Source organism: Phycisphaerales bacterium, from assembly GCA_016699835.1.
GTDB lineage: Bacteria > Planctomycetota > Phycisphaerae > Phycisphaerales > UBA1924.
This window is the reverse complement of sequence record CP064987.1, coordinates 1,977,107-1,989,815: the sequence shown is the minus strand read 5'-3', so window position 1 is coordinate 1,989,815 and position 12,709 is coordinate 1,977,107. Positions and strand designations below refer to the sequence as shown.

The following is a 12,709-nucleotide window of genomic DNA, read 5'->3' as shown; positions in this document are numbered from 1 at the left end:
CGGTCACCGCAGGACGCGCTTGCTCTCGTAGGGCGCGCTCGACCAGACGAGTTCGCCCGTGGCCATATTCTGGAGATTGAATGACATCGAGTACAACTGCGTTGAGTCGCCGCCGCGAGAGACGCGGTACATCTCGCCGTTCAGGAAGTACGTGAACTCCGGGTTGAGGGCCGCGACCGTGGACCGCGAGCCTTCCTGGAGGATGTCCGAGCCCGAGGGCGATTCCCGGCGCATGAGCGCCTCGGCCGACTGGCGATCGCGCACGAACCGGATGTTCTGGAGCACCGTGCGCGACTGCATCAACTGCGCCCGGATGCTGCTGCGGAAGGCCTCGAAGTCCTGCGTCGGGACGATCCCCGTCTTGTTCTCGAGGTCGCCGAAGACGACCGAGACGCGATTCACGTTGAGTTCGGGAACCTCCTTGAGGTCCGCCGTCAGTTGCTGGACCACCTGGTCGCGGAACTCGGAGAGTTCGGTCGTGGTGACCAGGCGCGAGCCCAACTCGCCCCGGGTCGTCTGCGTGATCTCCACCCGGTTGCTCTGCTCACCCCGTGGCGGCGCATTGCACCCCGCGAACAAACCCGCCACCAGGACACCCACTCCGCCGAGGATCAATGACTGACGCATGACCATCCTCCCACTTTGCTTTAGATCCGAAGATCGGCCTCGGGGTGCTCACCCCAAGGCCGGGAACTCGCGTGGCCGAACCCGATCACGTCTCCAGTCGGGCAACACACCCGACCTGCCCGGCTCGCATCGGACGAGAACCGACCGGGACTCGGCATCATGTTAGACGGCACAAACTTAGCCGAGTTTCACAATTTGCAAGCAATCACTAACAAATGCTCCCGTAGCAATGGGTTGGGCGACAACGGCACCCATCGCGCCCGAGACACAATCTTCTCGGACCTGCACTTCCGAACGTCGCCTACTGGATCTGGACGATCGCCCCGTAGATCGCCTGGCGCATGTCCCGATCGGTCATATCGCCCGGCTTCACCGACCCCAGCAGCTTGCTCTTGGGGATCGACGACTCATACGGCGACAACCCGAGCGCGTCGATGTTGTCGAGCACCTCGCGCAGTCGCGTGAGATACTCCAACGACGCCACTTCGGAAGGCGAAGCCAAGGCCCCCGTCGTCTCGAGGTACGCCCGGAACCCAAGCCCGTCGGACTTGGGCACCTTGGCCTTGTACCCCTCCCACGCCTCGGCCAGAGTGTCCTTGATGCGGTCGGTCTGTTTGATCAGCACCGCCTTGCCATTCTCGTCGAGGATCGGGTTCCCCTTGTCGTCGATCGCCGGCGCGAAGACCAGCGAGCGATACGACTCGAGCGCTCGCTCGACCGCGCGGGGCACAAGCCGGCGCGTCGAGATGTCCGTGCCTGACATCCCCAGCCCCGAGTCGCCATAGATCCGCGTCCCGACGAGGAACTCGATCGCGTCGTCCGCCGACATCTCACGCGTCGTGAGTCCCATCTCGCTCAGCGGCTCCTCGAGCGAACTGGTGATGACCACCGGCTGCCCGACCGAGCCAAACTCCTCGAGCCCGCCGGGGATCGCGCTCGCGAGCGAGGTCGCCAACAACGACGACGACGGACCCTCGGCCTTCAGGTCGAGGGGGAGGAGGAACCCACTGCCGCCGGCGCGAGTATCCACAAAGAGGTTGCGAATCACGCCGCCCGGGAACTGGCGGAAGGCGAACCCCGAGAGATTCGCCGGCGCGAACCCACTGTTGTTGGCGAAGGACGCCGGTCCGCCCGTGCCCGTCGTCGTCGGGACCTGATTGAAGTTGATCGCGCCCGCGGCGACGATGTCCAGTCCCGAATCCGGGAGGAGTTGGTCGGGCGTCTGGAAGAAGTTGTCGAGGATGGACCCGGCCGGGCGCAGTTGCAGCACGATCGCGTTCGCCGTCACCGTGATGTCCGCGAACGACGTGAGATCACCGAGTCGTGCCGTCCCCCCCGATTGGATGTTGAGTCGCCCGAACGACGTGAGCCTCTGCCCGCGTCCCATCGTGAAGTCGCCCGAGGTCCGGATCAGGAACGAGTCGGTCGCGGCGACCGTCCCGCTCGTGATGCGTCCCGTCGAGTCGAACGAATCGGTGAAGACGATCGTCGCCGCCTGGGCCGAGTTCCCGATGTCCGACCCGATCGAGAGCGAGGCGAGCGCGTTGGTCGCGCCGATGCTCCCGCCGAAGCGGAACGGCGTGTTGTCGGCCGTCGCGACCATGGTGGACAGCAGCGTGAGCGGCGCCGGCGCGAAGGAGTCCTCTGTGTCCACCGTCGCGCGGAACCAGATCCCGCCCGTCCCGGCGTTCATGATCGACGAGCCCAGCAGCCGCACCGGCCCCTCGAACGTGATTCCCTCGGTCGCGGTCACGTCGCCCCCGATCCGCGCCCGACCGGTCCCCGTCACGCTGAGTTGACGCAGCGCCGCGGTGCTCCCCACGTTCCCCGCGAGCGTCGCCGTTCCGGGCGTCGTCGCCGCGGTGTTCACGATGAGTGCGCGTGGCGTGAGGCTCGAATCCGAGTCGATGTTGCCGAGGAACGTGACCGTCGGTCCCTCGATCCGCGTCGTCGGGCCGGCGAGGACCACGGCGTCGTTGTAGGTCTGCGAGGTCGTCGTGCGGACCACCACGCCGCCGAGTTGCGTCGTGCCGTCGGCGTTGGTCGTCAGCGTCGCGAGGCGGCTGGTGCTCCCCACGTCCCCCGCGAACCGCGTCACGCTCCCGCCGCCGGTGTTCACCGTCAGATTCCGCGCGGTCCCGTCCGAGTCGATCGTCGAGAGGAACGCGACCTCGCCGTCGTTGGTCGTGATCGTGACATCGCCCGCGAGCGTCACCGAGCGCTCGAGAAGAATCGGCCCGAGCAGCGTGCTCTCCAGATCGCCATGCAGCGTCGTCATCCCCGAGTACGACTGGACGCCCGTCGTGCGCACGGCACCGACCGAGATCGTCTCGCCCGTGAGCGCGAAGTCCGAGAGCGGCGCGTCCGTCGCGTCCTGCCCCCGGCCCACGGCGCCCGTCACCGTGATCGAACCAAGGCCCGTCCCCACCGAGAGAGAGTGCGACGTGTTCAAGGAATCGATCGCCCCGCCGAAGGTCACGCTGTCGGTGCTCGCGAGGCCCGCCGTCGTCACCGTCGCGTCGCCGTTGAGGATCACATCGGAGTTGAACGCGATCTCGCCGGCCCCGGTGCTGCTCAGCGTGCCGCCGTTGAGCGTCGTCTCGCCGGAGTACGTCTGGGCCCCCGTCGTGCGCACCGCACGCAGCGAGACCCCAGCCCCGGAGACCACGACCGACGACAGTTCGTTGGTCTGGCCCATGTCGGCCAGCGTCGCGACGCCGCTGCGGGCATCGACGATGAGCGCCTTGGCACCCTGATCCCCCGAATCGATCGCGCCCGTCACGGTGATCGTGTCGCCCGCGAGGGTCACATCAGAATCGAGCACAATCGCCGAGTCGTAGTTCTGGAACCCCGTCGTGTTGATGCTGGTTCCCGCGATCGTCAGCGTGCCGCCGCCGACGATCGTGATCGTCGAGAGCGCGTTGGTCACGCCGACATCGCCGCCGAATCGCGACTCGCCGGGGACCTGCATCCGCAGGGAGTGGATCACGCTTCCCGAGTCGATCGGGCCCTCGATCGTGATGCCGCCGAGGGCGCTGTTGAGGTTCGCATCCGCATTCAGCGTCACCGCCCCGCCATATGACTGGTCGTTCAGTGTCTCGATGAACTGTGTCGCGATGTCCACCGTCCCGCCCGAGACGGTGAGATTCCCGATCTCGTGCCCGTCATCCGACCCGACCTCGCCCAGGAACGTCGTTGCCGCGCTCGTGATCGTGAGGTCCTCGTTCGTCGCCGACTCGACGATGTCAGAGAACGTGACCGAGGTCGTGCCGTTCACCGTTGTCGCCCCAGCCACCTCGACGCGTTCGTTGAAGACGACCGTGTCGCCCGAGATCGTCCCCGAGAGCGTCGAGGGCCCGCCATACGTCACCGCGCCCAACGCCGCGACGCTCTGCGTCGTCACGCTCGCGCCCGTGGCGCTGAAGTCCGACAACGCCATGTTGCCGCCGACATCGCCCGAGAGCGTCACCGATCCCGCCCCGGCATCGAGCGAGAGCGCCGCCTCGCTCCCTGAAACGGCCGAATCCACGACGCCCGTGATCACGATGTCGTCGCCCGCCACCAGGCCCGCCGTTCGGATCGTCGTGTCCAGAGCCACGGCTGCCGAACCGTTGATCGTGATCGCGCCGCCCTCGAGGCTTGTCATATCGCCGCCGAGCCCCGTGAAGCCGTTGTACGTCTGAGCACCAAAGGTCCGAACACCGCTGAGGCGAACGATCTCGCCCGAGGCGATCAGGCTCTCGAGCGTCCCGTCGGTCCCCAGGCCGGCACCCGCGCGAATCGAGACCTCGCCGCCCGACCCTGCAGTCAGCGTCAGGGTCCGTCGATTTGTCGCGCTGTCCGCATTCAGCGGCGCGTCGATAAAGATGTCCGCGCCCTCGGCGACGCCGCCGGAATCCGTCGTGTCCAGCGAGACATCGGCCCCGAGCGTCACCGGCCCATAGAACGCCAGGCTCGTCCCCGCCGTCGTGACGTTCTGCGAGAGCAGCGTCGCTCCGACGAACGCGAGGAACGCGTCGTTCTCGTCCGCGCGGATCGCCGACGCAACGTCGATCAAGCCGCCCGGCGTGCGGAAGATGAGCGGATTCATCGTCGAGATCGCCTGCGCGATCCGGATCGTCCCCGTCCCATCCGCCCGCCCGATCGTCACCGATTCGAATCCATTGACCAGATGCGCCAGTTCATCAAGTGAGAGATCCAGTTCGGGCGACGACCCGATGTTCCCCACGCCGATCGTCTGTGTCGGGTCCACGGGCTGGATCGTCAGCCGCCCCGTCCCCGTGATATCCGCGAGGAAGTCGACCTCCACGCCCTCGAGCGTCAGGTCGAACGCGCTCGCCGTCACCGCGTCGCCAAGCGTCACAAACCCGAACTCGCCCGCGGAGATCGTGCTGTCCCCCGCGAGTGTCACCGTGCTGTTGATCGTCACGCTCCCGCCGGTCGTCGCCCGGATGCTCCCCGAGAGGGTGAGAGCCGTGCTCGTCGTGAACGATCGCAGGCCGTCGAGCGCCGTCGCCACGCTCAGCCCGTTCAGCGCATCGAGCGTGAGGGCCGCCCCTTGGAACGAGTCGCCCTGCGAGATCACCATCGCGCCATCGTCGCTGCGCACGACATACGCCACACCCGTCGGCGAGCCCGCGCCGAACTGCGAGCCCAGCGGCAAGAGCGAACTCGTCACCCCCGCGTCCTGTTGGATCGTGAACGCCGCCGGATTGCTCGTCGCCCCCGCCGTCCCGCGGAAGATCGGCCCGTTGGTCCGGGCATCGACAAACGCCGCGGTGCTCCCGCCGAGGCCATCACCCGCGCGGAGCGTGATCGAATCGCCACTGACCGCAACGCCAGAGCCAAACGAGAGATTCCCGCCTCCAGACTGCCCCGCATGGATCAGCACGTCGCCGCCCGTGCTCGTCACCACATTCCCGACCGCGATCGCTCCACCTGACGACACGTCGATGTTCCCACTCGCCGTGAGCCCCTGGAACCCCGAGACCGTCCCGATCGCCAGGGCATTGGAGTCGTGATACAGCAGATTGCCCGTCACGTTCGCCGCCAGCGTCGCGATGTTGTTCGTCGCCGACGCGAGGGTCGCGTCGCCCGACCCGCGGAGCAGCAGCGACCCCGCCGAGATCTGCCCCAGCGACTGCAGGATCCCGCCGCCGTTGAGTTCCACCGTACCCGTTCCCGCGATCACGTCCGCGATCAGCGTGAGCAGTCCCTGCGAGGTGATCTGCGCGTTGCCCCCGGTCACCGTCACGCCGCTCACCGGCCCGATCGTCGTGATGAACACCTCGTCCGCGTCGTTGAACGCGACCGATCCGACGACGTTCGCCGCGAAGCCGCTCACATCGTTCGAAGCGCCGATCAGGTTGAACGCCCCAGCCCCGGTCAATCGAAGATTCGCCGAGACCAGGCTCCCGCCCGTCTGCGTCACGCCGCCCGCGAGCGGATTGAGCGTGACGATCCCCGTGTTCGCATCCCCGCGGAGATCGTTCGCGATCGTGATCGTCCCGCCCGTGTTGAGCGTGACGTTCCGCCCGCGCAGCCCACTGGTCACGGCCGTGCCCACGATCAAGCCGTTGATATCCGTCACGCTGACGATGCCCGTGGTGTCTCCCGCGATCGTGCCGAAGTCGTTCGACCCAAGATCCAGCACGATGTCCCCCGCGCCGAGAAGGCGCAGGCTCGACGCCGAGATCGCCCCCGTCTGCGTCACGCCGCTGCTCGACTCGAGCGTGAGTCGGCGCCCCGAGGCCATCGTGATCCCGCCGATCGACACGCCCGAGCCGTGGAGGTACAGGTTGTAGTTCGTGCCCGAGAGGTTGAGCGCCGAGGTCGTCACGTTCCCCGTTGTCGCCGACCCGATCGTGACGTCGCCCAGGGATTGGAAGTTGCTCAACTCGCCCACCGAGAGGTCCAGCCCCGCGGCGATCGTCCCCAGGCCGACGTTCCTCCCGTTCGAGAACGGCCTCACCGTCACGCCCGCGTCGCCTCGAACCGTGTTCAGCACGTCCATCGAGTCCGCCGTCAGCGTCACAAAGCCCGTACCCGCGTTCACCGACGAGATCACGTTCAGCACCGATTGTGCCGTGAGCGAGACATCACCGCCCGCAGTCGCGATCCCCGTCGTGCCGCCCGACGTGCCCACGCTCAGGGCGTTCACGTCGTTGAAGGTCAACGCGCCGGCGACGTTCGCGGCCAGGGTCGCCACGTCGTTCGCCTGCGCCAGCGTGAACGCGCCCGTCCCCAGAAGTTCGAGCGTGCTCGCCGAGATGCTCCCGACCGTCTGCGTCACGCCCGCGGCATTCAGCGAGACCGCCGCCCCGCCCGAGTCGATGTCCGCCGCTAGCGTCAGAAGCCCGCCCGAACGCAAGGAGATCGCCCCGGCGTTCGACGAGAGCCCCGAGATCGCGAACGAGCCCACCGTCAACGCGTTCGCGTCGCGATAGGTCAAAGGCCCGAAGACGTTCCCCGAGATCTCACTCACGTCGTTCGACGCCGACTGCAGATCGAACCCTCCCGAGCCCGAGAGCACGAGCTGCGTCGCGGTGATCGCGCCGCCGGTCTGCGTTGCGCCGCCCGCGAGCGCGAGCGTGATCGAACTCGTCGACGAGAGATTCTGTTGGAGCGACAGCGTGCCGCCCGTCGTCAGCGTGATCCCCGAAGCACTCAGCCCGCTGTCGGTCACCGTCCCGATCGTCAATCCGTCCGCGTCGCGGAGCGACACGCCCCCCGTCACCACGCCCGCGAGCACGTCAAAGTCGTTGCCCGCGAGCGACAGGTCGAACGACCCCGCGCCCAGCAGCCGCAGATTCGTCGCGATGAGCGCCCCCGTCTGCCCCACCGCGCCCGCCGAGTTGAGCGTCAGCGTCCGCCCGGTCGCCAGCGTGATCGGGCCCAGCGTCATCGACGAGCCTTGCAGCGACAGGTTGTACGACTCGGCCGACAGATCCAGCGTCGCCCCCGAGTTCGTCGTGATCGCGCCCGCGCTCGCCGAACCGATCACGACCGTCCCAGTGGAGTTCAGGTTGTCAAACTCCGCCTGCGAGAGGTCCAGCCCGGAACTCGGCCCGTTCAGCCCGATCGCTCGCCCCGCGGTGAACGGCGCGATGGAAATCCCCGCGTTCCCCGTCACCAGCGAGTTCACCGAGATCGAGTCCGTCGTCAGCACCACCGCGCCCGCCCCGGCGTTGATCGGGTTGTTGATCGTCAGGAGCGTCGGCGCCGTGATGAGTGCCGCCCCGCCATTGGTCGTGAGGCCCACATCCGTCACCGTCCCGATCGTCAGGCTGTTCGCGTCGGTGTACGACACGCTCCCGTTCACGTTCCCCGCCAGAACGTTCACGTCGTTCCCCGTTTGCGTCAGGAGGAACGCCCCCGCGCCCAGCAGCCGCAGGTTGCCCGCGATCACCGAGCCGCCCGTCTGCGTCAGCCCACCGCCCGTCGCGTTCAGCGTCAGCGTCGCGCCGCCGACGTTGATCCCCTGCGCCAGCGTAATCGTGCTCCCCGCCGTGATGTCCGCGGCATTCCCCGCCGTCACGATCCCGTTCGAGGTGACCGCGCCCACCGTGAGCGCGTTCGCGTCGACGTAGGTCAAGGTGCCGTTGATCGACGCCGCGAGCGTGGAGATGTTGTTCGTCGCGCTGCCCAGCGTGAACGTCCCGACTCCCAGCAACTGCATCGAGCCCGCGACGATCCCGCCCGAGGTCTGGCTCACGCCGCCCGATGCTGTGCTCAGCGTCACAACGCCCGAGCCCGCGTTGATGCCCTGGTTGAGCGAGAGGGCCGCGCCCGTGACCAGCGTGACGTCGTTCCCGCCCGTCGAGATGCCGTTGGTCGCCCCCGCGCTCCCGATCGCCAGCCCGTCGTTGTCGGTGAACCGCAGCGAGCCGTTGATCCCCGCCGCGAGCGTGTCCACGTCGTTGCCCGTCTGGTTGAGCACGAACGCCCCGCCGCCGACGAGTTCCAGCGTCGAGCCCGTGATGCTTCCCACCGTCTGTGTGATGCCGCCGCTCGTCGTGCTGAAGCGCACAGCGCCCGTCCCCGCGAGGACGTTCGCCGAGAGCGTGATCCCGCCGCTCCCTGTGTTCGAGAGCGAGATGTTCCCGCCGTTCGACGCGAGCGTGGCGTTGATGATGAGCGCCGCCGACGCGTCGGGCGCGCCGCTCGCCGGATCGCCCGCGCGCAAGTCGATCGCCGCCCCGCCCGTCGAGATCAGTCCGTTGAGCGTGATCGTCCGCCCCGCCTGGAAGACCACCGTCTCGCCCGCCGTCTGGTTCGTCAGGTTCAAGGTCGCCCCGACCGACGTCGTGATGTCACGCGACGCCTGGAGCACGATGTTCCCCTGCAGCGCCTCGAGCGCCGCCTCGCCGATCACAAAGTCCGTCGCCGCCCCGCCGTCGGCAAAGAGCACCGACTCGTCGATCGTCACCGTCACCTCGCCATCGTCGGGCCCCGGCGTCGCCTGGATCGTGATGTCGCGCGGGTCGAGCAGGATCGTTCCCGCCTCGCCCTCCTCCGCGGTCACGTCGGCCTTGCCGCTCAGCGACAGCAGCCCGCCGCTGGAGATCTCCACCAGCCCGCCGTTCCCGCCCATCGCTCCGCCGCGCGCCGTCGCGTTGCCACGGAACGACGTCGCCTCGTCGGACCAGACCACCACCGTCCCGCCATCGCCCTGCACCGTCGCGTCAGCATGGATGTTCGTGCCCGGGCTGACATACGTCCGGTCGGCGTTCGCGACGTCGCCCTCGCCGTGCATTCCGCCGCCGACGTACACCTCGCCGCCGCCCGTCGTGCCCGAGGCATCGATCTGCGCATCACGCAGCGTCACGCGCTCGCCCGTGATCTCCACGCGCCCGCCGCGCCCGTCCCCGTTCGTGGCGTCGATCTCGCCGCCGACCGCGACGATCCCCGTCCCCTGCCCCTCGATGCGCGTGTCGCGCGCGTGGATGCGTCCCGCGTTCGCGATCGCCACGCCCAGCGCGTCGCCGACGCCCACGAGCACCCGCCCCGACCCGCCGCTCGCCGAGCGCGTGTCGATCGTTCCCGTGTTCGCAACCGCCGCCGTGTCATGCGTTCCCTCGATCGCGCGCGCGATCGTCTCGCCCGAGACCCGCGCATAAATCTGCCCGTTGCGCTCGCCGATGAGCACGTCCGAGCCCGCCGCCATCACCACCGTTCCTTCCGGGCACACGATGTTCCCGGAGTTGTGCACCGCGCCACCCACGAACGCGGCAAAGTCCGCCGAGATCGTCCCCTGGTTCACCACCGCCCCGCGCCCGCCCGCGAACCGGTCGATCTGATTCAAAAAGTCCGAGTCCGTGATCGACGCCGCCCCGGCATACAGCCCGGCCACGTTGATCACCGACCCCGCGCCGAAGTACACGCCCGCCGGATTGATCAGGTACACGATCCCGTTCGCCGAGATCGAGCCATCGATCTGCGAAGGCGTCGCCGAGTTGATCCGGTTCAGCACGCGCGACGTCGCGCCAGGCTGCACGAACCGAACGGCCTCGTTCGCCGCCACGTTGAAACTGCTGTAGTTGATGATGCTGTTGTGGCTCGCGGTGATCGTCGTCAGCCCGCCCTGCTGCGAGATCCCCACGTTCCCCTGCACCACCTGCGCCCCCTCGGGCGAGGCGAACGCGACGCTCCCCATCGCCGCCGCCATCATGCCGCCGAGCATACCGACAGGCCTCGCCGTCCACTCCGCACGCCCGCGAAGGCGCGCCACACGGCTCATCCCAGAACCCGTCACCATCCCGCCCGTGCTGTTCTTCCGCATGACTCGATTCCTTCCTTAGCCCGCCGCCCCAAGCGCTTGCCCTACTCCCCCCCATCACTCCCTCTCGGTCGAACCCAACCCCTCCGCATCCTCGGCGTTCTGTGCTAGTACGCCAGCCACAGCATCACGTGAACCCGGTTGTCCCCCGTGTCCACCGTGCTCCCCGGCTCGTCCACCTCGCTCAGAACAAAGCCCCAGTCCAGCCGCAAACTCGCGTTGCTCCGGAAGACCAGTTCCACGCCCACGCCCGCCCCCACGAGCGTGTTGTCAAACTCCCCCAGCAGTCGGTCGTTATTCGAGACGCTCCCCACATCCAGGAACCCGCGAAGCACCAGATCCCAATCCGCCGTGCCATACGGCACCTGCGGCGCCCAACGGAAGTTCTCGACCCACGGCACCTTCGGCATCGACTTCCCGCCCAACGTCCCAGGCTCACTGATCGCAAACGCCCTCGGCACGTGATAGCGATACTCCAGCGACGCGAACGCCGCGTTGTCGCCCGCCGCCACCGACTCGGGATACCCGCGCACCGTGAACATCCCGCCCTGGACCTCCTGCTCGTTCGCGATCAGACGGCTGCCCAGTGCGTCCTGATACCCCACGCGGAATGCCACCTCGTGGGCCAGCGTCTCGCCGAAGGGACCGCCTTTCCCAAAGAGCGGCTCCAGGTACATCGAGTGCTCACCCGACACCTTCACCGTCGTCCACGCCTTGTCCGCATTCCGCCGGCCGAGCCGATCGAGTTGATACGACTCCGTCGCCGCGATCCCCGCCAGGTTCCCCTCCACCGAGAGCGACGCCCGTGTGGACATCGCCGGCGTCTCGCGCGAGTAGCGCACGCCGAGATACGGGATCAGGAACGCCGTCTGCCCCTCGGCCTGCGGGCTGGGGAGCAGCAGCGTGTCCGTCACGCTTACGTCCTGATACCGCACGCCGCCGAAGAGATCGATGAACGAGTCCTGCTGCTGATAGACCGTCCCCGTGACCTCCGTCCCGATCTGGTACGTCCGCCCGCTGAAACTCTCGCTCGCCTGCCCGACCTCCGACGCGTCGAACTCGCTGTACGCCCCGTACAACCGCATCGACAGAATGTCCGATCGCAACGGAAACTCATAACTCGCCGTCACGGCGTTCGCGTCCGTGAACCCCCCCGTGATGTAGTTCACGCTCAACGTATCGTCGTGCCCGGTCAACTGGTTGTTCACATACCCGAAGACCTCTCGCCATTCGTTGGTCTGGCGCGTCCCCGTGTTCGAGACCTGCGCGTACGCACGCCACGGCCTCATCTCCGCCACGTGGAAGTCCACGACCACGTCCTCGGGATTGTCCGGGCCCACCGCCGGCGCCACCGCGACCTCCACGCGCCGACCCGGGTGCCGGTTCAGCCGCGAGACATACGCCGACAGATCATCGCGCCGCACCACCCCGCCAGGCTGCGCCGGCGACTGCAATCGAATCCGCGCGTGCACCGGGTCCGGGTTGTTGATCCGGCGCTGCGTGGACTCATCGCCCGAGTCCGGCATCAGCCGGTCCCCCGACGCGATCGTCCGCACTTGCTGCACCTTCCCCGTGTACACCACCAGCCGGATCGCCCCGCGCTGCCCCGCCCGAAGATCACGATCGTTCGCCTCGTCCACATCCTCCTGATCGAATAGCACCACCACGCCGAAGAGCCCCTGCGAACTCACCGCGTTGTACACCGACCGTCGCACCTCATCGAGCGCGCTCCGATAGAAAAACGGCATCGTCCCCTCGACCACGTCCCCCACCCGGATCGTCGTCGTCTTCAGCCCCTCTCGCGGAGCCACATACCCCGTCGAGAGCACGCCCAACTCCACCGGTGCCGCCAGCACCGTCTCCAGCGCCGGGTTCCCCTCGTTGTCCGCGAAGTACCGAACCTCGAAGCGCGACACGCGATACTTCGCGCCGTCCTCGCCCGTGGCCTCGATCCCCGTCCCGCTCACCTGCGACGCCCCGGGTTGCCCAGGGCGGGTCGCGTTCACGTCCATCGGCGACGAGGCCTCTCCCGCTGATTGACCGACCGCCGGCGCGGCGAGCCCGGCCCCCAGCACACAGGCGACAGCCCAGCCTCGGGCAAGTGCGAAAGAGCGCAGCGATGCAGATTCCCTCATCGACGTATCCCTTGAATCCAGGCTCAGTGTGGTGCCGGGCGTCCATCCCCGGCCTCTCTCGCGGACGCGCCCCAAAGACGCCACCCGCTTTGGGCAGGTCTCTACGGTAGGACGCAACCACGCCCAAACCCCCTCACCATCCCCCAACACGCCAACGTCCACCAAACAC

The 12,709-nt window shown here is 67.9% G+C and carries 3 protein-coding genes; all 3 read right to left on the bottom strand.

Annotated elements, in window-relative coordinates; translation table 11 throughout:
• Positions 1-3 precede the first annotated feature (3 nt).
• Complete coding sequence (locus tag IPK69_08265; protein QQS08002.1) at positions 4-627, bottom strand: hypothetical protein; 624 nt, start codon at positions 625-627, stop codon at positions 4-6.
• A gap of 301 nt (positions 628-928) precedes the next feature.
• On the bottom strand, positions 929-10,408 hold the full coding sequence (locus IPK69_08260; protein ID QQS08001.1) for a filamentous hemagglutinin N-terminal domain-containing protein: 9,480 nt from the start codon (positions 10,406-10,408) through the stop codon (positions 929-931).
• A 104-nt stretch (positions 10,409-10,512) separates the two neighbouring features.
• Complete coding sequence (locus tag IPK69_08255; GenBank protein QQS08000.1) at positions 10,513-12,540, bottom strand: ShlB/FhaC/HecB family hemolysin secretion/activation protein; 2,028 nt, start codon at positions 12,538-12,540, stop codon at positions 10,513-10,515.
• Between the last annotated feature and the right edge of the window lie 169 nt (positions 12,541-12,709).